This is a genomic window from Sphingopyxis yananensis (assembly GCF_020687785.1).
GTDB classification, from domain to species: domain Bacteria; phylum Pseudomonadota; class Alphaproteobacteria; order Sphingomonadales; family Sphingomonadaceae; genus Sphingopyxis; species Sphingopyxis yananensis.
In genome coordinates, this window is the sequence record NZ_JAJEWI010000008.1 from 68,993 (window position 1) to 91,733 (window position 22,741).

23 protein-coding genes and 1 tRNA gene are annotated in these 22,741 nt (G+C 56.4%); 17 read left to right on the forward strand and 7 right to left on the reverse strand.

The window, feature by feature from the left end; genetic code table 11:
• Positions 1-21 precede the first annotated feature (21 nt).
• Genes LKO31_RS08415 through LKO31_RS08455 form a run of 9 tightly spaced genes read left to right on the forward strand, consistent with a single transcriptional unit; the run spans position 22 to position 7,478 of the window.
• Positions 22-318, forward strand: a complete 297-nt coding sequence (locus tag LKO31_RS08415) for an STAS domain-containing protein (RefSeq protein ID WP_227689847.1) — start codon at positions 22-24, stop codon at positions 316-318.
• Positions 315-2,777, forward strand: a complete 2,463-nt coding sequence (locus tag LKO31_RS08420; RefSeq protein ID WP_227689848.1) for a chemotaxis protein CheA — start codon at positions 315-317, stop codon at positions 2,775-2,777. Before LKO31_RS08415 ends, LKO31_RS08420 begins: the two co-directional genes overlap by 4 nt.
• Positions 2,777-3,634 (forward strand): CheR family methyltransferase, encoded by an 858-nt coding sequence (locus LKO31_RS08425; protein ID WP_227689849.1) that lies wholly within the window; start codon positions 2,777-2,779, stop codon positions 3,632-3,634. The genes LKO31_RS08420 and LKO31_RS08425 overlap by 1 nt, the downstream gene beginning before the upstream one ends.
• Positions 3,631-4,665, forward strand: a complete 1,035-nt coding sequence (locus LKO31_RS08430; RefSeq protein ID WP_227689850.1) for a protein-glutamate methylesterase/protein-glutamine glutaminase — start codon at positions 3,631-3,633, stop codon at positions 4,663-4,665. The genes LKO31_RS08425 and LKO31_RS08430 overlap by 4 nt, the downstream gene beginning before the upstream one ends.
• Positions 4,659-5,210: a chemotaxis protein CheD gene (locus tag LKO31_RS08435; RefSeq protein WP_227689851.1), complete on the forward strand. Its 552-nt coding sequence runs from the start codon at positions 4,659-4,661 to the stop codon at positions 5,208-5,210. The genes LKO31_RS08430 and LKO31_RS08435 overlap by 7 nt, the downstream gene beginning before the upstream one ends.
• A 16-nt stretch (positions 5,211-5,226) precedes the next feature.
• The gene (locus LKO31_RS08440; RefSeq protein WP_227689852.1) at positions 5,227-5,595 is read left to right on the forward strand and encodes a response regulator; all 369 of its coding nucleotides are present in this window, start codon (positions 5,227-5,229) and stop codon (positions 5,593-5,595) included.
• 56 nt (positions 5,596-5,651) lie between these two features.
• The gene (locus LKO31_RS08445; protein WP_227689853.1) at positions 5,652-6,125 is read left to right on the forward strand and encodes a chemotaxis protein CheW; all 474 of its coding nucleotides are present in this window, start codon (positions 5,652-5,654) and stop codon (positions 6,123-6,125) included.
• Positions 6,126-6,147: 22 nt separating this feature from the next.
• On the forward strand, positions 6,148-7,206 hold the full coding sequence (locus tag LKO31_RS08450) for a chemotaxis protein CheB (RefSeq protein WP_227689854.1): 1,059 nt from the start codon (positions 6,148-6,150) through the stop codon (positions 7,204-7,206).
• On the forward strand, positions 7,203-7,478 hold the full coding sequence (locus LKO31_RS08455; protein WP_227689855.1) for a hypothetical protein: 276 nt from the start codon (positions 7,203-7,205) through the stop codon (positions 7,476-7,478). The genes LKO31_RS08450 and LKO31_RS08455 overlap by 4 nt, the downstream gene beginning before the upstream one ends.
• Positions 7,479-7,716: 238 nt before the next feature.
• Here the strand turns inward: LKO31_RS08455 and LKO31_RS08460 are convergent.
• From LKO31_RS08460 to trhO, 4 genes are all read right to left on the reverse strand, one after another.
• Positions 7,717-7,793, reverse strand: a tRNA-Arg gene (locus LKO31_RS08460).
• Positions 7,794-8,003: 210 nt separating this feature from the next.
• Positions 8,004-9,518, reverse strand: coding sequence for an acetyl-CoA hydrolase/transferase family protein (locus LKO31_RS08465; protein ID WP_227689856.1), 1,515 nt, complete (start codon positions 9,516-9,518; stop codon positions 8,004-8,006).
• Between the two features lie 255 nt (positions 9,519-9,773).
• Positions 9,774-10,406: a glutathione S-transferase gene (locus LKO31_RS08470; RefSeq protein ID WP_227689857.1), complete on the reverse strand. Its 633-nt coding sequence runs from the start codon at positions 10,404-10,406 to the stop codon at positions 9,774-9,776.
• Entirely contained in the window at positions 10,399-11,469 is a 1,071-nt protein-coding gene (gene trhO / locus LKO31_RS08475; protein ID WP_227689858.1) for an oxygen-dependent tRNA uridine(34) hydroxylase TrhO, read from the reverse strand. The genes LKO31_RS08470 and trhO overlap by 8 nt, the downstream gene beginning before the upstream one ends.
• Positions 11,470-11,605: 136 nt before the next feature.
• Here trhO and LKO31_RS08480 point away from each other — a divergent pair, with 136 nt between their 5' ends.
• Positions 11,606-12,772 (forward strand): CaiB/BaiF CoA transferase family protein, encoded by a 1,167-nt coding sequence (locus LKO31_RS08480; RefSeq protein ID WP_227689859.1) that lies wholly within the window; start codon positions 11,606-11,608, stop codon positions 12,770-12,772.
• Positions 12,769-13,473 carry a glutathione S-transferase family protein gene (locus LKO31_RS08485; RefSeq protein WP_227689860.1) on the forward strand — a complete coding sequence of 235 codons (705 nt, stop codon included), beginning with the start codon at positions 12,769-12,771 and terminating at the stop codon, positions 13,471-13,473. The genes LKO31_RS08480 and LKO31_RS08485 overlap by 4 nt, the downstream gene beginning before the upstream one ends.
• Positions 13,474-13,501: 28 nt before the next feature.
• On the opposite strand, the gene LKO31_RS08490 is transcribed toward LKO31_RS08485, so the two are convergent.
• Together LKO31_RS08490 and LKO31_RS08495 are read right to left on the reverse strand one after the other, a co-directional pair.
• On the reverse strand, positions 13,502-14,242 hold the full coding sequence (locus LKO31_RS08490; RefSeq protein WP_227689861.1) for a glutathione binding-like protein: 741 nt from the start codon (positions 14,240-14,242) through the stop codon (positions 13,502-13,504).
• Entirely contained in the window at positions 14,242-14,748 is a 507-nt protein-coding gene (locus LKO31_RS08495; protein ID WP_227689862.1) for a DUF3237 domain-containing protein, read from the reverse strand. The genes LKO31_RS08490 and LKO31_RS08495 overlap by 1 nt, the downstream gene beginning before the upstream one ends.
• A 138-nt stretch (positions 14,749-14,886) precedes the next feature.
• Between LKO31_RS08495 and LKO31_RS08500 the strand changes: the two genes are divergently transcribed.
• The 6 genes from LKO31_RS08500 (at position 14,887) to LKO31_RS08525 (ending at position 21,043) form a co-directional block, all read left to right on the forward strand.
• Positions 14,887-17,235 carry a TonB-dependent receptor gene (locus LKO31_RS08500; protein WP_227689863.1) on the forward strand — a complete coding sequence of 783 codons (2,349 nt, stop codon included), beginning with the start codon at positions 14,887-14,889 and terminating at the stop codon, positions 17,233-17,235.
• 114 nt (positions 17,236-17,349) lie between these two features.
• Complete coding sequence (locus LKO31_RS08505; RefSeq protein WP_227689864.1) at positions 17,350-18,642, forward strand: spinster family MFS transporter; 1,293 nt, start codon at positions 17,350-17,352, stop codon at positions 18,640-18,642.
• A gap of 24 nt (positions 18,643-18,666) precedes the next feature.
• Positions 18,667-19,074, forward strand: coding sequence for a nuclear transport factor 2 family protein (locus LKO31_RS08510; RefSeq protein ID WP_227689865.1), 408 nt, complete (start codon positions 18,667-18,669; stop codon positions 19,072-19,074).
• 14 nt (positions 19,075-19,088) lie between these two features.
• Positions 19,089-19,733 carry a carboxymuconolactone decarboxylase family protein gene (locus LKO31_RS08515; protein ID WP_227689866.1) on the forward strand — a complete coding sequence of 215 codons (645 nt, stop codon included), beginning with the start codon at positions 19,089-19,091 and terminating at the stop codon, positions 19,731-19,733.
• A gap of 81 nt (positions 19,734-19,814) precedes the next feature.
• Entirely contained in the window at positions 19,815-20,438 is a 624-nt protein-coding gene (locus LKO31_RS08520; protein ID WP_227689867.1) for a glutathione S-transferase family protein, read from the forward strand.
• 17 nt (positions 20,439-20,455) lie between these two features.
• Positions 20,456-21,043 (forward strand): VOC family protein, encoded by a 588-nt coding sequence (locus LKO31_RS08525; protein WP_227689868.1) that lies wholly within the window; start codon positions 20,456-20,458, stop codon positions 21,041-21,043.
• Between the two features lie 39 nt (positions 21,044-21,082).
• Here the strand turns inward: LKO31_RS08525 and LKO31_RS08530 are convergent, their stop codons facing one another.
• Positions 21,083-22,645: a long-chain-fatty-acid--CoA ligase gene (locus LKO31_RS08530; RefSeq protein WP_227689869.1), complete on the reverse strand. Its 1,563-nt coding sequence runs from the start codon at positions 22,643-22,645 to the stop codon at positions 21,083-21,085.
• Positions 22,646-22,741: the final 96 nt, after the last annotated feature.

Sequence of the window (22,741 nt, forward strand, 5' to 3'; positions counted from 1 at the left end):
GTTTAAGGGGCGGTATCAGACATGCGGCACATCATTTTGCCCGCACGGCTGGATCAAGAAGCGGTGCGCCAACTGGCACTGGATATGCAAAATATCCTGCAAAACAGCGGCGTCACTATCGACGGATCGGCGGTTGAAAAAATAGGTTTGGCGGGTTTGCAATTGTTGGCCTCCGCGCTGCGCAGTGCATCATCATCGTCCGCCATTAGCCTGACGTCCGCTAGCGCAGACCTGTTGCGGGCCGCGCAAATGGCGGGCCTGAGCGCCGCCCTATCGCTGCCCCTACCCCTGCCTCACCAGTCCGAGGAACGGGCATGACCAACGAAGAAATTCAGGCTATTTATTTGCAGGAATGCGAAGAAGGTCTGGGCCATGCCGAAGCTGCCTTGCTGGATATCAAATCTGGGCAATATGATGCGGAAACCATCAACAGCATCTTTCGGGCCGTTCACTCGATCAAGGGCGGCGCAGGGGCCTTTGGCTTTGCGGATCTACAAAGCTTTACCCATCATTTTGAGACCTTGTTGGACAAGGTTCGGGACGGCGACGTCGCGGTAACCCCGTCATTGGTCGACCTGTTGATGGCGGCCTTTGATATGTTGGCAGACCATGTTGGCGCGATCAGCGGGGAAAATGCCGTGCCCGACGACGCTGCAATGCTGGATAGGCTGCAACAAGCCGCCGTAGCGACTCCAGACAATGCCGCCAGCGCACCTGCCGAAGCCGCAGGAACCGCTGCGCCCGATCTGGGAATAGGCGTGGATTTGGGCTTTGATCTGTCCGCCATGATGGCCGAAATGAATGTCTTGGCCGAAGATGTCGCCATGAGCGCCGAGAGCGATGCCGTGAACAATGCCCAAGCCCCTGCGGCTGATTGGCCAGCAGATTTGGGAAGCATGGATCTGGGCTTTGACCTGTCCGCCATGATGGCCGAAATGAATGTCTTGGCCGAAGATGTGGCCATGAGCGGCGACAGTGATGCGGATAGCGACGCCATAAACCCGCCCGACTGGATTTTACGCTTTGCCCCAACCGCCGCCGATATGATGCATGGTGGCGACCCCTTGCTGTTGGTGCGCGAATTGTGCCGCTTGGGCGGATCGGTGCGTTATGTTGATTTGGAAAGCCTGCCACCGCTTGAGCATTTTGACGCGGATGAAGCTTATGTTGGTTGGACCATCCACCTGCCCCACAATGTTGCCGAACAGCGAATCCTCGAGATTTTCGATTTCATCGCCGACCCGTCCAGCATTGACCTGAAACGCGCAGAACCGGCGGACTGGAACGACAGCACCAGCGCGGACAACAACGCCCCAAACACCAGTACGCCAGACAGCAATGTGGACGACACCAACGTTGCCGACATTTCGGTGCTTGATGGCCCTTCTGCTGCACGGATAGAAACGCCGCAATCCGCAGCCTTGCCACCCGTGCTCCAGCCCGCCTCGCCCCCGCAACGCATAATGGCCGCCGCTGTAGAGCCGCCTGTCGCTGTTGCTGCACCAGCACCAGCACCAGCACCAGCACCCACTCCCTCGCCTCCATCAGCCTCTTCGCGCAGCGCGCCCGCTGCCCCTTCGGCCCCAAAGGCCGCCGCCAGCGCTACCATTCGCGTCGAGTTGGAAAAGCTGGACCGTTTGGTCAATTTGGTCGGGGAATTGGTGATCACCCAATCCATGCTGTCTCAGCGTCTGCTGGGCGATTCGGCCGATGATATTCAGGAATTGACCGATCTCGATCATCTGACCCGCGAATTGCAGGACAGCGCAATGGCTTTGCGCGCCCAACCCGTGAAATCCGTCTTCAGCCGCGTCCCGCGTATCGTCCGTGAATTGGAAGCATCGACCGGCAAACGCGTGATTTTGGAGGTTGAAGGCGAAGCCACCGAATTGGACAAAACGGTTATCGAGCGTTTGGGTGAACCGCTGACCCACCTGATCCGCAATTCCGTGGATCATGGCATTGAAATGCCCGACGACCGCCTAGCCAAAGGCAAGCCAGCCGAGGGCACCGTGCGCTTGGCCGCCGAACATAAAAGCGGGCGTATCGTCATTACGGTCGCCGATGACGGCGCGGGCATCAACCGCGAACGGGTGCTGGCCATTGCCACTGAACGCGGCATCGTGACGCCTGACATGCGGTTAAGCGACGAAGAAATCGACAATTTGATCTTTGCCCCCGGATTTTCGACCGCAAAAAGCGTGTCTAACATATCGGGGCGCGGGGTCGGCATGGATGTGGTGCGCCAAGGCGTTCATGCCTTGGGTGGCCGCGTCACCATTGAATCAAAGCCCGGCCGTGGCAGCGTGTTCACCCTCGCCCTGCCCCTGACCTTGGCGATCGCCGATGGCATGATTGTGTCGGTAGGCGAAGAAAATTTCATCGTTCCGTTGACGCATGTCATCGAAAGCCTGCGTCCCGAAGTGGGCGCGGTGGAACATACCGGCTTTGGCCATGATGTGCTGAATGTGCGCGGGGCCTATTTGCCCGTGATGGCGGTAGGCGATCAGTTGGGCGTGCCGGACGCCATCACGGACCCGTCGCAAGCCGTGCTGATCATTGTGGACACCGAAAGCGCGGGACAAGCCATTTTGATGGTCGATGCCATTGTGGATCAACGCCAAGTGGTGATCAAAAGTCTGGAAACCCATTATCAACCCGTCGAAGGCGTATCGGGCGCAACGATTTTGGGGGATGGCCGTGTCGCGTTAATTTTGGACGTGGAAAGCTTGGTCGCCCTGCGCGCCAAAGACGTTCCGCGCCAATGGGCCTGTTGATGCTAAGCCGCCTGCCAACCACCACAGCCTTGGACGACAGCGACCTGTCGCCACAGGATTTTGCTTTGGTTGCCCGCCTTGCTTATGATCATAGCGGTATCACCTTGCCCGAAAATAAGCGTATCTTGGTCGCATCCCGCCTTGCCAAATTGGTGCGGGAACGCGGCTGCACTTTGTCGGCGTTCATTTCCGAAGCGGCGCAAAATGCCAGCACGCGTCAGGCCTTGATTCAGGCCCTGACCACCAATCACACCCGCTTTTTTCGTGAACCCCATCATTTCACCCATTTCGTCCAGCATGTGCGGCCCCAGATTTTGGCGGCGGTGGACCAGAAACATCCTGTTCGCATGTGGTCGGCGGGTTCATCGTCGGGCGAAGAAGTCCACTCGCTGGCCATGAGCTTGCTGGGCAACAACCGTGTCGAGGCCAAGCGCATCAGCAAGGCCAATATCGCGATATTGGCAACCGACATCAATCATGACGTGCTGAACATCGGTCGGGCGGGTCGCTATGATGGGGATGCCAGATCCGAAATCCCCGCTGATTTGGCCGCCCTGTGGCTGACCGATGACACCCGCCATGTCCAAATGACGGATATGGTGCGCAAAATAGTGCGCTTTCGGCATCTCAACCTGATTGGCGACTGGCCCATTCGGACCAATTTTGACGTGATCTTTTGCCGCAACACGATGATTTATTTCGACGCGCCAACCACCGAGAAACTGCAATGCCGCCTGATCCAACAGCTTCGCCCCGGTGGGCATTTCTACATCGGCCATAGCGAAAGGCTGATTGGACGTGCCGCTACATTGGTGGAAAATGTCGGCCAGACCATTTTTCGCAAGGCCGTGTCATGAGCGTGCGGACCATCATTGTCGATGACAGCCCGACCATGCGCGCGATGATCGCGGGCCTGCTGCGCCAAGACCGTGATATTGACGTCATCGGCATGGCCGCCAATGCCGCCGAAGCCCGTGTCATGATCCGCGAGCGCGACCCCGATGTTGTGACCTTGGACGTCGAAATGCCCGGTATGAACGGCATCGATTTCCTGGAAAAAATTATGAGCCTGCGGCCCACGCCGGTGGTCATGCTGTCATCGCACACCGCAAAAGGGGCCGAGGCAACTTTGCGGGCTTTGTCGCTGGGCGCGGTGGATTGCTATGCCAAGCCCGCTGGCCGCATCAGCGATTTATGGTCCAATGATGCTGGCCGTCTGGTGCAAATGGTAAAAGCCGCAGCCTCCTGTAAATATAAGCTGCAAGGCCGCACGCTTGCGCAGCCCGCTGGTCCCGCCGCCCATATTGGCAAGGCGTGGAATGGCCGGATGATCGCCATTGCGGCGTCAACTGGCGGCGTCGAAGCCCTTAATCATCTGCTAGGCAGCTTTCCAGCGGATTGCCCGCCGACCGTCATCGTCCAGCATATGCCCGCTGGCTATACCGCCATGCTGGCCCGCAGCTTGGACCGTGCCGCTGCGCCCAAGGTCATGGAAGCAAAGCATAATATGCCGCTCGAACGCGGGCATATCTATATTGCACCCGCCGGACCACAGCATTGCACCATCAAGGGACGCAGCCCCATGCGTTCTATTATCGACGATGGTGATCCCGTAAACGGCCACCGCCCATCGGCGGATCGGCTGTTCGCTTCCTTGGCAAGCTATGGTCCCAGTGACGCAGTCGGTGTCATTCTGACGGGCATGGGCGACGATGGCGCACGCGGACTGGTCGCCATGCGCGGTGCTGGCATTCCCACCATCGGGCAAAATGCCGAAACATCGCTGATTTACGGCATGCCCCGCGCCGCTGCCGAAATGGGCGGGCTGGATGACGTCCTGCCCCTGTCATCCATCGCTGCGCGCCTGATGGAGCTTTGCTCATGCTAAGGCCTCTACCAACCTCTGCTCCGCAACAGCGTCGCCACAGCGTTATGCAGGGCGAAAGCGAAGTATCGAGCGACGCCAATTTGGTGCTGACCACCATATTGGGAAGCTGTATCGCCTGTTGCCTCTATGATCCGCGCGCCAAGGTGGGCGGTATGAACCATTTCCTGTTGTCTTTGCCGCCCCACGCGGCCCCTGATGATATCGGCGCGGCCCAGCGTTATGGCCTTTATGCGATGGAATTGCTGGTCAATGAAATGCTGAAAGCGGGTGCCCATCGCAGCTTCATGCGCGCGCGCCTCTATGGCGGGGCCAATATGCACAGCGGTATGCGCAGCATCGGGCTGAACAACAGCCAATTTGCACAGCAATTTCTGGCGGCGGACGGTATTGCATTGGCCTTTGCGGACACGGGTGGCTCATCCGCCCGCCGTGTGGATTTTCAGCCCGCAACGGGCCGCATTCGATGCCGTTTGGTCCAAGACATTGTCCCCGAAACACCCCCAATCGCACAAAAGCCCCCAGTCGGCGAAATCGAACTTTTCTGATCAAGTGGAAAATATAATGCCCAACATCAATATCTTGACGGTCGATGACAGTGTCAGCATGCGCCTGTTGCTGCGCGCGGCCTTGACCAAAGAAGGCCATCAGATCAACGAAGCCGAAGACGGTGTGGCCGCCGCCGAATGGTTGGAACATCATCAACCCGATTTGGTGATTACCGACATTAACATGCCGCGCATGGATGGGTTCGGCTTGATCGAACATATTCGCGCCCAGCCGCGTTTTCGCGACATGCCGATATTGGTGCTGACCACCGAAAGCACGGCCGAAAAAAAGGCCCGCGCCCGCGCCGCGGGGGCCACTGGATGGATCGTCAAACCCTTTGACCCAGATCAATTGAACAGCGTCATTCGCCGTGTAGCGCATTGAAGCTAGCCCACCGAGCGCAACCCATTGACCATCGCCGTGATCATCAGGATATCAACATGACCCGCCAACTCATCACCTTTCAAATTGACGACAAATTGCTGGGTGTGGACATCATGGCTGTGCGCGAAATTCGGGCATGGACTCCCACCACCAAAATCCCCCACGCCCCTGCTTATGTGCGCGGCGTGGTGAATTTGCGCGGTACCGTGCTGCCCGTCATCGACCTCAGCAGCCGATTGGGTTGGGGCGACACCGAACCATCAGCACGCCATGTCATCATTGTGATGGAAATCGGCAATCAGTTGCACGGCCTGATCGTCGACAGCGTCAATGATATTGTGTTGATTGACGACGCCACCATGCAGCCGCCGCCCGATTTGGGCGATCCGCTGGTGCCCTTTTTCATCGAAGGATTGGCCACGGTCGATGACCATATGGCGATGGTGCTGGACCTGAAATCACTGACCCTTGGCGCAGCACCGCAAGCTGCCAGCGACGCTGCCCCGCGCGCCCTTGCCGACGCAGCCTGAATTTTTCATAGGAGTTATAGACATGGCCTCCCCCGTTCGGGTTTTGGTTGTTGACGACAGCGTCACCATGCGCGCACTTTTTTCGGGCATTTTGAACGATGCCCCCGGTATCACGGTCATTGAACATGCCGCCGATGCCGACGAAGCCCGCGACCTGATCAAAAAATTACGCCCCGATGTCATCACCCTAGACGTCGAAATGCCCGGCATGAGCGGTCTGGAATTTCTGGAAGAATTGATGACCGAGCGCCCCATGCCCGTCATCATGCTGTCCACCCTGACGCAAAAAGGATCGGACGCCACACTCAAGGCGTTAGAACTGGGCGCGTTCGATTGCTTCCCCAAACCCACCAAAGCCACGATGGACGAATTTGCCAAAATCGGCCCACGTTTGGCCCGCTTGGTGAAATCTGCTGCCAAAAATGGTGGCAAGCCCCGCAAGGCCGAAACAAGCGCCCTCGCCCCCGTCGCCGTGTCGGCGGTCCCTGCCGACTATGTCCCCAGTGATGCCTTGCTGACCTTGGTGGCCAATACCGGCGGCGTCGATGCGCTGAATGATATGATCGCGCAATTTCCGGCAAATTGCCCGCCGACCATCATTCATTTGGCCAGCGCCAGCGGCTTCATCGATGCCTTTATCACCAAGCTGGACAAGGTGACACAGCCGCGCATTCGCTTGGCCGCCGATGACCAACCCCTTGAGGCTGGCAATGTCTATATTGTGTGTGACCATGCGAAACATGCGATCATCGACAAATGGCCTGCGGGCCGCATTCGTTTGATTGACGGTGAACCGATTGCGGGCCACCGCCCATCGGCCAATCTATTGCTGGGTACCATCGCCAAAACGGCTGGCACGGCGGGCGCAGCGGCCATTTTGACCGGTATTGGGGACGATGGTGTCGCAGGATTGATGGCGATGAAGTCGATGGGCGGCTTGACGCTGGCCCAATCGCCCGACACCGCCCGCGCCGCCGAACTACCGGAACTGGCTATCGCCAAGGGCGCAGCGTCGCAAATCTTACCGCTGACCGAAATCTCTGCCGCTATGCTGCACCATCGGACACAGGCCCCTGTATGAGCAGCATGATCCCCCCCAACCCCAGCTTGCTGCAAAAAATTGCGGATGAACTGGAAAATATGCGCCAAGAGACCGAGTCTCTTGGCGCCTTGCTGTGCAGTGATCCGGATGTTGCCCTTCGCCATATGAACGCGCTGCAAAGTCTCGATTTACTGGCGCAAACCCAATTGGCCTTGGCCAAAATATTGCGCGCCGAAAATCCCGAAGACGCCTTGGCGAACACCGACCTGCACAATCTGCGCGAACGGTTGATGAACGCCCACTGGGAATGATATATTGTTGGTCGCAAGCCCACCCGCCGCACAAGGCGGCGATAGCCATGCGGCCAACGGGTCAATAGCCCGCATAAGGCACGCGCGCGCCACGCGAGAGCTCGCCATGCCCGCCCAAACGGACAGGGGCCGAATATTCTCGTCCAATATGAGATTTATGGCGGGCCAGCATAGTCCAGCATAGTCCAGCATAGTCCAGCATTGGCTGAACAACGATCAAATCAAGGCTTGGGGAAAGTGGTGCACCCGGAACGATTCGAACGTCCGACCCTCAGATTCGTAGTCTGATGCTCTATCCAGCTGAGCTACGGGTGCGCTGTGAGAGCCCTTTACGTGGGGCCCTTCTGACACGCAAGTGTTAAATTCAAAATTTTGAAATTTATTTTACATTTCTGTGACCTAGGCCAAAATTCACACCAGATCCCCCACCCCTTGCGTAAAAAAAGAGCCACTCTGCCGACGCAGAATGGCTCTTCCTTGTGAAATCTTTGCACGCCAGCGTCAAACGATGCTGGCAAGCCGCAATCAGGCCTCCATCGATCCGGTTTCAATGAAACGCTGGTGCCATGACAAGGCCTCGCGCAGCAGCGACGGCGAATGCTTGCCATAGCTGTCCTTCAGCGCGCGGGCGTAATAGTCCGCCAGCATCGGACGGAATTTGGGATGGGCGCATTTTTCAATGATCAGTTCGGCGCGCTGCTTGGGCGACAGGCCCCGCAAGTCGGCCAGACCTTGTTCCGTCACAATCACCTGAACATCCTGCGAAATATGGTCCACATGGCTGACCTGTGGCACAATCGCCGAAATCGCCCCGCCCTTCGCGGTCGATGGCGTCACGAATATGGATACAAAGGCGTTGCGCGCGAAATCGCCCGACCCGCCAATGCCATTTTGAATGCGCGAACCCATGACATGGGTGCTGTTCACATTGCCATAAATATCCGCTTCGATCAGGCCGTTCATCGACACACAGCCCAAACGGCGGATCAATTCGGGGTGGTTGCTGATTTCTTGCGGACGCAAGATCATCCGGTCGCGATAGCGTTCCATATCCGCATTGATGCGCAGCGCCGCTTCCGGCGACAAGGAAAAGGCGGTGGCCGATGCGATGCGCAATTTGCCGCAATCGATCAGGTCCAACATGCCGTCCTGAATCACTTCGGTATAAGAGGTCATATTTTCAAAGCGGCTGTCGACCAGACCGGTCAGCACCGCATTGGCGATATTGCCCACACCCGACTGAATAGGCAGCAGATTTTCGGGCATACGGCCCATTTTCACTTCATGTTCGAAAAATTCGATCAAATGACCGGCAATTTGCATGGCCGATGCATCTGGCGCGCTGAAGGGCAAGTTGCGGTCGGGCGTGTCGGTGACAACGATGCCCGCAATTTTGTCCAAATCACAGCGGAACAGCGGCTGCCCAATACGATCATCGGCGCGAACCAAGGGAATGGGCACACGATTGGGCGGCAATTGCGTACCATAATAAATGTCGTGCATCCCCTCTAGGGCGGGGTTCTGCCAATTATTGACTTCCAAAATGATGCGTTCGGCGCGGTCCAACCATGTTTTGTTGTTACCAACCGACGATGATGGGATCAGGCCACCATCGGCGGTGATACCCGTTACTTCGACCACCGCCGTGTCCAGCGGGCCCAAGAAGCCCTGCCACGCCATGGGCGCAACTTGGCTCAGGTGCATGTCGAAATAATTCATCGTGCCATTGTTGATTTTTTCACGAGCGATTGGGTCGCTGTTATACGGCAAGCGAAATTCAATGCCGTCCGCCTTCGCCAGCGCGCCGTCCAATTCCGGTCCCGTGGACGCACCAGTCCAGACCTTGACGCGAAAAGGATTTCCCTTGGCCTGCTCTTCTTCAATGTGGGCGGCCAGTGCCAAGGGCACTTCTTTGGGATATCCCGACCCTGTAAATCCGCTCATGCCAACGGTTGTGCCATGTCCAATCAGTCGCGCGGCGTCGGCAGCGCTCATGATCTTCTTGTGCAAGCTAGGCATCGCAATACGACTGGTCGTCACTGGTTCTTCCTTTGACAGGGAATTTCGGTTCGGGACGCCGCTTACCAATTCTCAACGGCGACCTGCAAGTCCATTGAAAAACATCAAATCTATCTTAAAAGATAAAAATCTCCTTTCCCCTTACGGAAAGCGCCCTTTTTTATAAAGTGAATAAAAGAAAAAAAAGTTGCCACATGCAGGTAAAACAGCATTGAATCGCAATAATGCTGCAGTGCAGCATGAATCTACACCGTTTTTCTTATCGCAACTCTGCCCTTATTCTGATCCGAAAGACAGCGGTGCGTCACCATGGTTCCACACGGGCCACCGCTTCATAATATCGTCAAACAAAGACGATTGCACATGGTTCGCCAGCCATCGCTGCAAATGCGGCATATCCAACCCAGCGAACCATTCCGGCTCCACCGACGCAAATTGGCGGACAAAGGGCATGGTGGCCATATCCGCCAAGGCGCGTGTCGGGCCCGTCAACTGGCCGCCATATTCTGCCAAACGATGATCCAAGCGGGCCAAAATCTGCTGTGCAGATGTCCGATGGGCCAATGCATCGCTGTCGTGGCGCTGGGGATATTTATACCGGTCCAAATGATATTTAAACGCCCCATCATTTTGGGCGATCAAATCTTTGTCGTCGCCGGACAACCAATTTTCAGGATCATGGCGCCCCAAGGCCCAGTGCATGATGTCCAAACTCTCGTCCACTACATGGCCGTCCGGCAACACCAGCACCGGCACGGTGGCCTTGGGCGATGCCTCCAGCATTTCAGCAGGCTTGGCCGATAATTTCACTTCTCTAATCTCGCACCGCTGGCCGCTCATCGCCAAAGCGAGGCGGGCGCGCATGGCATAGGGGCATCGGCGAAAACTATATAGGATAGGATCAGTCATGACCGACCACCTTGTCCCCCAACACCGCCCTCTTCGACGCGCCTTTTTCAGGGCTTACGTCCCCCTTCCGGCTGGCATGATGATCGAAATCGGCGGCAATATGCGCCTCCCCCCGCGCCGAGGCTCGCTCTTCCTGCCGTTGACGCTCACGATAAGCCGCTCGCTGAGCGTCCGTGCGCTCACCATGGCAAGCGGGGCAACTGACCCCTTCTTCAAAATGGGGTGATGCCTCATCCTGCGCGCTAATGGGGCGGCGGCAAGCGAAACATAAGCGATATTGCCCTTGCACCAAGCCATGTCCCACGGTTACCCGCTGATCGAACACGAAACATTCGCCTTCCCACAGGCTTTGTTCAGCGGGCACTTGTTCCAAATAGCGTAAAATCCCGCCCTTCAGATGATAGACATCCTCCACCCCTTCTTGCATCAAAAAGGCGGTGGATTTTTCACAGCGTATTCCGCCGGTGCAGAACATCGCCACTTTGGGATTCTGGCCGCCAGCCAGCAATTCGTCCCGATGGTCACGAAACCATGCCGGAAAGTCGCGAAACCGCACCGTTTTTGGGTCAATCGCGCCGCGAAAGCTGCCCACCTTCACTTCATAATCATTGCGGGTGTCGATCAAGATGGTGTCGGGGTCCGCGATCAGGGCGTTCCAATCCTGTGGTTCGACATAGCGGCCCACGCTGCGGCGCGGGTCGATATCGGCCACGCCCATGGTCACAATTTCCGGCTTCAGCCGCACATTCATGCGCCAAAAAGGCATGGTCGCGGCGCGGCTATATTTCACATCCAAGTCGCCGCAATCGGGCAGCCTGCGTATATGGCCGATCAAGGCCGTAATCGCCGCATCCGTGCCTGCTACCGTGCCGTTAATGCCTTCATGCGCCACCAGCAACGTGCCGCGAATATCGTAATTTTGGCACAATTTCTCCAGCCCCGCCTGAATGGCGGACGGATCGTCCCACGGCGTAAAACGATACAGGGCGGCCACGCAAACAGGCTGACTGGGATGATCATCTGGTTTCAACATTCCGCTGTCATAGCCGCTGGCAAAGCCCATGCAAATCACCCAGCAAAATCACGAAATCCTTCGGGGGAGATTTTAGGCATTGCAAGATAGATAGCATTCTAAGTATATAATCATCCATAAGGTCATACCGACAGGCCATTGATCCGGTATAAATAGGGGGGATTGGATGACAGACGCAGGCCATAGCGGCGGCGCATTAAGCGGCATCAAAGTCGTGGAAATGGGACAGTTGATCGCGGGTCCATTTTGCGGCCAGTTGCTGGGCGATATGGGCGCCGAGATTATCAAATTGGAACCGCCCGTTACCGGCGACCCGATGCGCCAATGGGGCCAAGGCGACAAGCCCAGTTGGTGGCGCGTGATTGCGCGCAACAAATATAGCGTGGCCGTCGATCTGCGCAGTGAAGACGGGCAAGCCTTGGCCCGCGAATTAATTTCCAAGGCCGATATTTTGATCGAAAATTTTCGCCCCGGCACGCTGGAAAAATGGAATCTCGATCCGGTTGATCTGCGCAAGACCAACAAAGGCCTGATTGTGGTACGCGTGTCGGGCTATGGTCAAACTGGCCCTTACTCATCGCGCGCCGGCTTTGGCGGCATTGGCGAGGCGATGGGCGGTTGGCGCGGCATTGTCGGCTATCCCGACCTGCCCCCAGCGCGCATGGGCGTGTCGATTGGCGATACGCTGGCTGCCACCTATGGCTGCATGGGGGCCTTGGCCGCCCTGCATCACCGCAGCCACAGCGGCGAAGGACAAATTGTCGACAGCGCCCTATACGAAGCTGTGCTGCAAATCATGGAATCGACCGTGTCGGATTATAGCACTAGCGGCACCAAACGCCGCCGCACAGGGTCAACCCTGCCCGCCATTGCGCCGTCCAATGTCTATCCGTGCCGCGACGGCGAATATTTAATCGGCGCCAATCAGGATGGCGTCTTTGCCCGTCTAGCCGCCGCCATGGGCCGCCCCGAACTGGCGAGCGACCCCCGCTATGCCACGCACCGCGCGCGGGGCGAACGGCAAGAGGAATTGGACGCCCTGATCGGTGAATGGACCCGAACGCTCTCCATCGCGGAATTGGAAGCCGCGATGATCGAGGCCGGTGTGCCCGCTGGCAAAATCTATGATGCCGAAGACATGCTGGCCGATCCGCATTTTGCTGCGCGCGAGGCTTTGGTGACGGTGCCAGACAGCGAATTTGGTGACGTGACCATGCAAAGCCCCTTCCCCAAATTATCGGCCACCCCCAGCAGCGTGCGCCGCCCCGCCCCACTTCAGGTCGGACAGGACACTGATGACGTGCTGAACCGCTGGCTGGGACGCAGCGCATGATAACGCTATACGGCGGACCAACCCCCAATGCGCGAAAAGTGGCGATTGCGCTGCTCGAAATGAAGCTGCCGTGGCGGCTGGAGCCGATTGATATTTTGGCAGGCGACCAATTAACGTCAGAGTTTTTGGCGCTTAATCCCAACAATAAAACACCCGTCATCATCGACGACCACGGCCCCAATGGCGCGCCCTTCACCCTGAATGAAAGCGGGGCGATCTTGGTGTATCTGGCCGAAAAAACGGGGCTGTTCTTGCCCAATGATGCCAGCGAACGGGCGCTGTGCTGGCAATGGCTGATGTTTCAGATGTCCGCCATCGGGCCCATGTTTGGACAAGCCGCCCATTTCACCCATTATGCCAAGGACCGCCACCCCTATGCCATCGAACGCTATGGACGCGAGGTGAAACGGCTGATGATGGTGCTTAATCACCGCTTGGGCGACAGCGAATGGCTGTCGGGCACCAGCTATAGCATCGCGGATATAGCCACATTGCCTTATGTTCGCAGTATATTAACGGCTCAGCCCGGCCAATATCCGCATGTCGACCGCTGGGGCCAAGCGATGCTGGCGCGGCCCGCCGTGGCCGAAGGCTTGGCGGTCGGCACCGCCCGCGCGGAAACCATCGAAGGCGGGCTGCAAGGCTTTACGGACGAACATCGCGCCATTTTATGGGGGGATCGCCAACACAGCCAGCGATAACCCCCTATCATCATCAGAGCAGGGGTGATCAGCCCTGTTTCACCGCCGCATGATTGGCATCACCAAACATGTTAGACCATTCGTCATCGCTCAACTTTTGGTGACGGCCCAAATATTTCTCCGGCGCTTTCAAATCCGGCCGCGTCATGGCCGTAACCACGGCCGGACGAGCGCGAATGCGCTGGAACCAATCATAGGTCGCGGGCCATTCCTCGGCCCCTTGGTTTTCGCCGCCTGCTTGCATGAAAAATCCGGTGGCCCGCCCCGGCCACAGCGCGATGTCCGCGATGCTATAATTGTCGCCCGCCACATAGGGTGATTTTTCCAGCCGCTTTTCCAGCACGGTCAGCAAACGCCCCACTTCTTTGGCATAGCGCGCAATGGCATAATCTTGCCCCGCTGGGGCATAGCGCATGAAATGGCTGGCTTGCCCACCCATCGGCCCCATGGCGGAAACTTGCCACGTCAACCAAGACAAGGTGACGGCGCGCTCCGCGCCAGATGGCGCCAGAAATTTCCCACATTTTTCCGCCAGATATTGCAGCATAGCCCCCGATTCAAACACCGTGATGGCATCACCGCCGCCCATAGGATCATGGTCAACCAACGCGGGCAGTTTAAAATTGGGGTTAATCTGACCAAATTCCGCCGTCAGTTGATCACCATGAAATATGTCATATGGGATAACATTATAAGCTACGCCCATTTCCTCCAAAATGATGGTGATTTTTTGGCCATTGGGAGTCGCACAATAATGTAGGTCAATCATCACAGCACCTCATATATCTGATGCCGAACCCCAAAGTCGGTGCGTTCCCCGACCCCAATCGCCAGCACAGCATTTAACCAATCATAAGCGGGATCAGATGTCTCAAACACTGGTGCAATTCGCAAATAATATCGTGCCGGATCGACGTCAGGCGATGCGGGATTGGCGAAATCGGCGCGCACATCATCGCTTAGCGCCGACCGGCCTTGATAGATAAGATAGATCATGGCGCCGTCGTCCGTCTGCCACATGGTGCGGGCATCAAATGTTCCGACATGGCGACCATCTGCCATTTTTCCGGCACGGGACCAATTGCCCCCGCCCGCCAATATTTTTCCGTTCAGACGCGGGCCGAAAAAACGGCCGCCGGTGATATAGCCGACTCGTTGCTCGCCGAACGGTGACGCCCCGACCGTGAACAGGCCGCCGCCCACTTCAAACTCGGCAGTACAGAGATGGCGTGTCTTTAAACCACTGTCTAAAACTAGGTTTTTTTCTTTTTCCATAATCGCTCTCTCCCTTGCGAAACGCTAGACAAGTATAAATCAATTAGTATACTAAGGGTCAATCAGATTGACGGACTGACGCAAGAAATCAGGATCGTCAACGCCGCAAATTGGGAGGGTTAAATGAAGCAGTTCAATATGATTCTGTTATCGGGGGCGGCTTGCGCCGCGCTGATGGCCACCGCTGCACCAGCCATGGCGCAAGACAGCGCTGCAACAGCCAGTGCCAGCGATACCGACGAACGGGACATTATTGTCACCGCCCGTTTCCGCAACGAAACCTTGCAAGATGTGCCGCAAGCGATCTCGGCCTTTGACGCACGTTCGCTCAGCGCCGTTGCCGCCCGCGACATTACCGATCTGGCACCATCAACGCCGAACGTCAGCATCACCCCTGTTGCCACATTCTCAAACTCTGCGTCCATCTATATGCGCGGCCTTGGTGGACAGGATATTGAATCCACGGTCGAAAGCCCCGTCGGCATTTCCATCGACGGCGTGTTCGTTACCCGCCCCGTCGCCACCATGCTGGACACATTTGATCTGGAACGCATCGAAATATTGCGGGGTCCCCAAGGGACGTCCTTTGGTAAAAACTCGCTGGCTGGCGGTATTGCGGCGCACACCAAAAATCCGGGCCGCGAGTTATCCGCCCGCGCCGAAGTCACCATCGGCAATTATGGCCGCATCGACGCTCGTGCGTCGGTCGACGTGCCCATCATCCAAGATGTGTTGGCCGCCCGATTGGTGGTCAACAAAGAAACCTATGACGGTTTTTACACCAACCGCGTCGACAATAAGCGCATCGGCGGCCAAGACCGTTTCAACATGCGCGGCACCATCGTCGCCACACCATCGGATGCCTTGGAAATCAACCTCAAGGGCTTTTGGGTTCGCGACCGTTCTAGCGCCCCTGGCGGTGACACCGTGCCAGACCGCACAAAATTGCTATATTTGGTCTATGGCTTTGAAGAACCCAATGACGGCGCTTTCCGCATTGGCCGTGATTTCCCAGCCAATCACGACACCGACCAATTGGGCCTGATCAGCAACATCAGCGTGAAACTGGGCGACAGTTGGAATGTGAAATCGATCACCGGCTATATTGAAACCGACGATTTCAACGACAGCGATTTCGACCAAAGTGAAATCTTCTTCTTCCCAACCTTCCGTTTGCAATCGCACCGCCAGTTCAGCCAAGAACTGCGCCTGCAATCAAACTTCTCGGATCGCGACGATGCTTTGTCCCGTCTGGATTTGGTGTTCGGGGGCTATTATCTGAACCAAAGCTTTGAAATGACACAAGCATTCCCAACGCTGCCAGCGCTGGTGCCACCAGATTATATCCAAGCTGGCAGCCAAGATTTCGTTGCCCAGAAAAACAAAGCGCATGCGCTGTTTGCCCAGGCGATTTACGGCATCAACGACCGTCTAAACGTCACCTTTGGTGTGCGCCAAAGCTGGGAACAAAAAGATTATCTGCGCGACCCGACGGGCACCCTCATCCTGCCCGCCTATTTCAAAGACCGGTCATTCGTCCTGCCTTTGGACGAAATGGAAGATATCGCCCGCGACAATCTGGCGCTCGGCAAGGCTTTGTCACTGGGGTATAAGCGCAACCGCATGACCTTTAAGGCCGGTGTTGACTATAAGCTGACCGACGATGTGATGCTCTATGGCGGCTACAGCCAAGGCTATAAGGGCGGCGGCTTTGGTGCGCGTTCGGCCACCAAGCTGACCGCAGGTCCAACCAACGACAATACGTCCGAATTGTTCGAAGTCGGCATGAAGGGCGATTTCTTTGACCGTCTGCTCCGCCTGAACCTGACGGGCTTTATTACCAACTATAAGCAGTTGGAATTCAGCATCTTCATCCCGAATCCGGACGTGGCGAGTGGCCAAGAAACCGCCGCTAGCAATATCGGCAAAGCGCGCACCAAGGGCATTGAGTTGGAAGCATCGCTGCGTCCAACCCAAGATTTCACCTTATCCGCCAACATTGGGTATCTGGACGCAAAATTTACTGACTTCTGCGCCGATATTAACGGTCCGTCCAACTATTCCACGCCGCCCACATCGACGTGCGGTGACGTGTCCCTGATCAGCGGCAACAGCTATTTGGTCGACGAAGATTATACTTATCTGAAAATGACCCGTGCGCCGAAATGGCAAACCCAGCTAGCGGCAGAATATGCAGTTCCGCTGGGCGACAATGGCCGCTTGAACTTCCGTTTGGCGGGCTCTTATCGCAGCACCTATTATAACAGCGGCTTGAACGAAGCCCCCGGCAAATCGGGCGATTTCATTCTGGTCGATGGGTCGATTGGCTGGGAAAGCGATGATGGCCGGTTCCGCGCCCAATTGTGGGGCAAGAATTTGACCAATCATACCTATATCGCGGCCCTGACGCCCACGACCAACTATTTCACCCAGCGCTTCTATGGTGCACCGCGCACCTTTGGCTTGACCCTTGGCGCTGGCTTTTAAGACCTGAGTATCGGGGCGTTACCCCGCTTGCACGGCTGCCGCTTCCCCCCGAACGGCAGCCGTGTTTTGCGGCTTGGGTTTTAACGGATCAACAATCGATAATTTGGACAATCTATGACACAGGCCACGGCTCCCCTCGCCGCCCCAGCAACAGATAACAACCTTGTGATGCGCCGCAGAATTGCCCTGACGATGTTATTCCTGGTGGGCACCATTAACTTTGTGGACCGCCAGCTTTTGTCGATTTTGGTCGAACCTGTTCGGGCGGAACTGGACTTTACGGACACCCAATTTGGCCTGTTGACGGGTCTGGCGTTCGCGCTTTTCTATGCGGCAATGGGCGTTCCTGTCGCAATGTTGGCGGATCGCTGGAACCGCGTGAAGCTGATTGGGATTGCCTGTGTTGTCTATAGCGGCTTTACCATGGCCTGCGGCATGGTTTCCAATTTCTGGCAATTGGCCTTGATGCGTTTTGGCGTTGGCGCGGGCGAAGCTGGCGGAACCGCGCCGTCTTTGTCCGTTCTCGCGGATTATTACCCCCCCGCCGAGCGTCCATTTGCCATCGGCCTGCTGACGTTGAACGGTCCCTTTGGCGTATTTGTCGGCGCCGCCTTTGGGGCATGGGCCGCCGCCAATATTGGTTGGCGCGGCGCCTTCATGGTGATTGGTGCCATTGGCATGGCCTTTGTACCCATTATGTTGTGGCTGGTACGCGAACCCGCGCGCGGCCAAATGGACAAAGAAAAAATGGCCGACGAAGCCATATCTTTTTCCCAAAGCTTGGCGCTTTTCATTCGTCGCCGGTCGCTGCGTTTATTGTTGATCGGCAGCGCGCTTGCCGCCTTTGTCAGCTATGGCATGTTAAACTGGATTCCGGCCTTTTTGATGCGGACCCAAAAAATGCCACTCGAAGCCATGGCGACCTATTATGCACCAGCCGCGGGCATCACCTTTGGCATTGGCATTTTGGGCGGCGGCTGGTTGGTCAGCCAACGCGCCAAAATATCGCCGCGCGCTTATGGCAGCATCCCTGCCTTGGCCAGCCTGCTGCTTATTCCGACATTCATCATGGCTTTAATGGCGGACAGTTGGCAAATGTCACTGGCTTTGCTGCTCATTCCGATGGCCGCCTGCACTGTCTATGTCCCGCCCGCCTTGGCGTTGGTGCAAAATTTGACCCCGCCGCGTTCCCGCGCCACCGCTGCCGCATTATTGTTGCTGGTATTCAACATCATCGGTTTGGGCATGGGTCCGGTCTTTACGGGCGTTTTAAGCGATATGCTGAAAGCCAGCTTTGGCGACGACAGTTTACGCTTTGCCCTGATCGGCCTTGTCCCCTTCGCCGCAGCCGCCGGAATCGCGCAATTTTCCATGACTCGCCATTTGGACCGCGATTTTGCGGAATGATCATCCCGCCAAAAGGACAGACTGATGCCCGACCATAATGACCCCGATTCACAGGACATCGCCAGACTGGCCCAGCGTTTCTTCGACGCCATCGAAGACGGCGATATCGATACCATGCGCGCCAGCTTCACGCCCGATGCCGTGATTTGGCACAATAGCGACGAACGCGACACCACCGTCGAGCAAACGGCCGTGGTTTTGACCGGCATGGTCGCACGGATTAAAAACCGCAAATATGCAGATCGCCGCCTACAGATATTCGAAGGCGGCTTTGTCCAGCAACATGTGTTGACCGGAAACCGCCTGTTCGACGACGGTGCGGTTCGCCTGCCCTGTGCCATTATTTGCCAAGTCAAGCATGGCAAAATCACACGGTTGGATGAATATTTCGACAGTGCGCATGTCGCAGAGTTTCGCAAAACATCACATTGATTGGGGGAAAATTCATGCCCGTTTTACGCCAAGTACCACTCGCCGAAGTCCAAGACGACATCGTAAAAGCTTATTATAACCGATTGTTTGGCGACCGCGACCCTGTCGCCGAACCCGGCACCGCAACCGGTACACCCGGGGACTGGTGGACCGTCTATGCGCTGGCACCCGACATTTTCAAACATGCGGTCGATGGTTTTGCCGTATATCGCCACCCTGCCCGCAAGATTGACCCAATACTGCGCGAATTGGGCCAAACCCGCGCCGGATGGGTGAAGGGCAGCCAGTTCGTATTTTCCCAACATTGCAAATCGCTGCGGGGTTTGGGTGCAAGCGAAGAAAAAATCGCCTCCATTGCGCATTGGCAAGTGGCCGATTGTTACAATGAACAAGAACGTGCGGTTTTGGCCTATGCCGATTGCCTGTCCCAAGGCGCAGGCCGCGTACCAACCGAAATTTTCGACAAATTGCGCAGCTTTTGGGATGATGAGCAAATTTTCGAATTCACCTATATTACCTGCCTTTACGACATGCACGCCGTGATCACTCGGGCTTTGCGCATGGAATTCGACAATCGCGAAGACCCAATCGTCGAAGTCGCGGCCCCCGAAGGCTTTGATGCCGCCGACTTCCTCAGCGCGCCGCGCCCCAAAAACTAACCCAACAAGCGCCCCGCTAATCGTCAATTTTGTTGACGATTAGCGGGGCTTGTGATAGAGAATAGATGAGAGGATGAACGGATGAAATATTATCACTCCGTCGGACCAAATCCGCGCGTCGTGGCATTGTTCATGGCGGAAAAAGGCATCAAATTGCCGCAGGTTGACGTCGATCTGCGCGGGGGTGAAAATCGCCGTGCGCCCTATAATGTCGACATCAACCCCGCTGGCCAGACACCCGCTTTACAATTGGACGATGGGTCATATCTGACCGAGATCACGGCCATTTGCGAATATTTGGATGAAATCCATCCCAACAACAGCTTGATCGGCACCACGGCGCAAGAACGCGCCGAAACCCGCATGTGGACGCGGCGCATTGATTTAAACATCTGCGAACCGCTGACCAACGGCTTTCGCTATGCCGAGGGACTGCCGCTGTTTTCCAACCGGATGCGCTGCCTGCCCGAAGCCGCAGATGGTTTAAAGGCCATCGCGCAAGATGGGCTGACTTGGCTGAATGGCTTGATATCGGACCGCGAATTTATTGCAGGTAAACGCTTCACTTTGGCCGACATTTTGCTGTTCGCCTTTTTGGATTTCGGCGCCAGCGTTGGCCAACCGATCAACCCCGACCTTACCCATATTAACAACTGGTATCAGCGGATGAAAAGCCGCCCATCCATGGCCCCTGCCGTGGCATAGTCAAAAGGAGACGGATTATGGCTGCTCAGAACACAGAATTTGAATTTCGCGGTGTGAACCACTTGGCGCTGGTTTGCAAAGACATGGCCAAGACGGTTGAATTTTACCGCGACATTTTGGGAATGCCGCTGATCAAAACGCTGGACCTGCCCGGTGATCGCGGTCAGCATTTCTTCTTTGACGTCGGCAATGGCGACAGTCTGGCCTTTTTCTGGTTCAAAGATGCGCCAAAAGCGGTTCCGGGCATTTCGGCACCAGAAGCGCTGCCGGGCGAAGGCAATTTCATGTCGGCCCATGGGTCGATGAACCATATTGCCTTCAATATCAACGCGGACAAATTTGACGTATATTGTCAGCGTCTGGTCGACAAAGGCATTAAGGTGTCGGCTGTTCTGAATCATGATGACAGCGAAACCCAAGTCACCGCAGAATTGCATGATGGCGTCTTTGTACGCTCGATCTACTTTTTTGATCCCGATGGTGTCTGCTTGGAACTGGCGGCATGGACCAAGGAATTTGACGCATCCGACGTCGCGCACGACCCTATGCAAGCCGATGGCACACGCCGTGCGGGCCTCATCACCGCCCATGCCGGTCATGCCTAAGGAAAAATGGCCCAGCGTATGTCACGCTGGGCCATATGTTTAGCCGATGGCCCTTTCTTGGCCTTCCCAATATGGCGCACGCAATTCGCGGCGCAGCACCTTGCCAGACGGATTGCGCGGCAGTTCGGGAATAAATTCGACGGATTTGGGAACTTTATATCCCGCAATTTTTGCCTTGGTCCACGCCAAGACATCATCTGGGTCCACATTTTGGCCCGCCTCAGGCACAATCAATGCCTTGACCGCTTCGCCCCATTTCACATCCGGTACGCCAATAACCGCCACATCCGCGACACCGGGGCATCCCATGATCGCGCTTTCTACCTCAGCCGGATAGATATTTTCTGCACCCGACACGATCATGTCCTTGATACGGTCGTGAACAAAGTAGAAACCGTCACTGTCGCGGTAACCCACATCCCCTGTATGCAACCAGCCGCCATCCAAGGTTTCGCGGGTCGCGTCGGGACGTTTCCAATATTCTTTCATCACAATATCGCCCCGAATGGCGATTTCACCAATTTCGCCATCACCCAATTCGCGGCCCTGAGCGTCCAAAATAGCCATATCAACGCCGGGCCATCCTTTGCCGCACGACGTTAATTTACCGGGCAAATCATGCGCCGATGGGGCCAGATATGCCCCGCTTCCCGCAGATTCCGTCATTCCATAAAATTGCACAAATTTGCAGCCAAAAACGCCCCGCGCGCGCCGCAACACATCTTCGGCGATGGGGGATGCTCCATAAGCAATGGTTCGCAAGGCGGGAAATGTGCCCACTTGGGCTTGGGGCTGTGCCAGCATCATTTGAATCATCACCGGTGCCAGAAACGCATGGGCGACTTGTTCATTTTTCATCATGTCCAAGGCATCGCTGGCGGCAAAATCCTTGATCAAAACAAGGCGGCACCCTTGCGCCAGCCCTGCAAAACCAACATTGGTGCCCGCCACATGAAATAAGGGCATGACGATCATCACGGTCTGGCCCTGATCATAAGCGAAACCGTCGACATTCACGGCCATTTCCATAAAGCGACGATAGGTGAAATGCGTTAACACCACCCCCTTGGGCCGGCCCGTGGTGCCGCTGGTATAAAGCTGCAACACATCATCGGTCAGTTCTGGACCCGCCAAGCCATGGTCCGGTGCACCACCCAGCCATTGGTCAAAATCTTCAAATTTCGGGTGCGACCCATATAAAGCAATCAAGCGCGGCGGATGGGCCAAATCGGCCACCGCATCCAGCACCAATTCAAAGAAATCTTCGCCGACGAACAAAAGCTTGGGCGCGGCGTCGTCCAGAATATAGGCGACCTCTGCCGCCGCCAATCGGTTGTTGATCGGGGCCAAGCAAGCGCGCGCCAGCGCACAGCCGAAAAACAGCGGATACCAGCTGTCGTGATTTTTGGTCAGCACCGATATGCGGTCCCCCGCCGTCACCCCAGACGCCAATAGGGCATTGCCCACGCGGTTGGACGCGACATTCAATTGTTGAAAGCTGGTTTCTTTGTCGCCAAATTTAATGGCAATCGCGCTGGCCTGTACCCGCGCCTGTGCGGCGGGAATATCAGCCAGCGTGCGGATGGCGTCCAAATCAATCATGCCTCTCTCCCATCACTTATTTTGTTGATGCGGATTTGCTCCGCTTATTCTGGTCCAGACTAAGCGGTCCGCCTATCTTGGCTAGTCAAATAAGCC

What these genes read in the sequence shown, in the direction of transcription:
- LKO31_RS08490 (WP_227689861.1), bottom strand. Translation starts at nt 14,242, where the DNA reads ATGATTGACCTACATTATTGTGCGACTCCCAATGGCCAAAAAATCACC.
- LKO31_RS08525 (WP_227689868.1), top strand. Translation starts at nt 20,456, where the DNA reads ATGGCTGCTCAGAACACAGAATTTGAATTTCGCGGTGTGAACCACTTG.
- LKO31_RS08520 (WP_227689867.1), top strand. Translation starts at nt 19,815, where the DNA reads ATGAAATATTATCACTCCGTCGGACCAAATCCGCGCGTCGTGGCATTG.
- LKO31_RS08470 (WP_227689857.1), bottom strand. Translation starts at nt 10,406, where the DNA reads ATGACTGATCCTATCCTATATAGTTTTCGCCGATGCCCCTATGCCATG.
- LKO31_RS08505 (WP_227689864.1), top strand. Translation starts at nt 17,350, where the DNA reads ATGACACAGGCCACGGCTCCCCTCGCCGCCCCAGCAACAGATAACAAC.
- trhO (WP_227689858.1), bottom strand. Translation starts at nt 11,469, where the DNA reads ATGGGCTTTGCCAGCGGCTATGACAGCGGAATGTTGAAACCAGATGAT.
- LKO31_RS08510 (WP_227689865.1), top strand. Translation starts at nt 18,667, where the DNA reads ATGCCCGACCATAATGACCCCGATTCACAGGACATCGCCAGACTGGCC.
- LKO31_RS08495 (WP_227689862.1), bottom strand. Translation starts at nt 14,748, where the DNA reads ATGGAAAAAGAAAAAAACCTAGTTTTAGACAGTGGTTTAAAGACACGC.
- LKO31_RS08425 (WP_227689849.1), top strand. Translation starts at nt 2,777, where the DNA reads ATGCTAAGCCGCCTGCCAACCACCACAGCCTTGGACGACAGCGACCTG.
- LKO31_RS08485 (WP_227689860.1), top strand. Translation starts at nt 12,769, where the DNA reads ATGATAACGCTATACGGCGGACCAACCCCCAATGCGCGAAAAGTGGCG.
- LKO31_RS08530 (WP_227689869.1), bottom strand. Translation starts at nt 22,645, where the DNA reads ATGATTGATTTGGACGCCATCCGCACGCTGGCTGATATTCCCGCCGCA.
- LKO31_RS08450 (WP_227689854.1), top strand. Translation starts at nt 6,148, where the DNA reads ATGGCCTCCCCCGTTCGGGTTTTGGTTGTTGACGACAGCGTCACCATG.
- LKO31_RS08415 (WP_227689847.1), top strand. Translation starts at nt 22, where the DNA reads ATGCGGCACATCATTTTGCCCGCACGGCTGGATCAAGAAGCGGTGCGC.
- LKO31_RS08445 (WP_227689853.1), top strand. Translation starts at nt 5,652, where the DNA reads ATGACCCGCCAACTCATCACCTTTCAAATTGACGACAAATTGCTGGGT.
- LKO31_RS08430 (WP_227689850.1), top strand. Translation starts at nt 3,631, where the DNA reads ATGAGCGTGCGGACCATCATTGTCGATGACAGCCCGACCATGCGCGCG.
- LKO31_RS08435 (WP_227689851.1), top strand. Translation starts at nt 4,659, where the DNA reads ATGCTAAGGCCTCTACCAACCTCTGCTCCGCAACAGCGTCGCCACAGC.
- LKO31_RS08440 (WP_227689852.1), top strand. Translation starts at nt 5,227, where the DNA reads ATGCCCAACATCAATATCTTGACGGTCGATGACAGTGTCAGCATGCGC.
- LKO31_RS08515 (WP_227689866.1), top strand. Translation starts at nt 19,089, where the DNA reads ATGCCCGTTTTACGCCAAGTACCACTCGCCGAAGTCCAAGACGACATC.
- LKO31_RS08420 (WP_227689848.1), top strand. Translation starts at nt 315, where the DNA reads ATGACCAACGAAGAAATTCAGGCTATTTATTTGCAGGAATGCGAAGAA.
- LKO31_RS08500 (WP_227689863.1), top strand. Translation starts at nt 14,887, where the DNA reads ATGATTCTGTTATCGGGGGCGGCTTGCGCCGCGCTGATGGCCACCGCT.
- LKO31_RS08455 (WP_227689855.1), top strand. Translation starts at nt 7,203, where the DNA reads ATGAGCAGCATGATCCCCCCCAACCCCAGCTTGCTGCAAAAAATTGCG.
- LKO31_RS08480 (WP_227689859.1), top strand. Translation starts at nt 11,606, where the DNA reads ATGACAGACGCAGGCCATAGCGGCGGCGCATTAAGCGGCATCAAAGTC.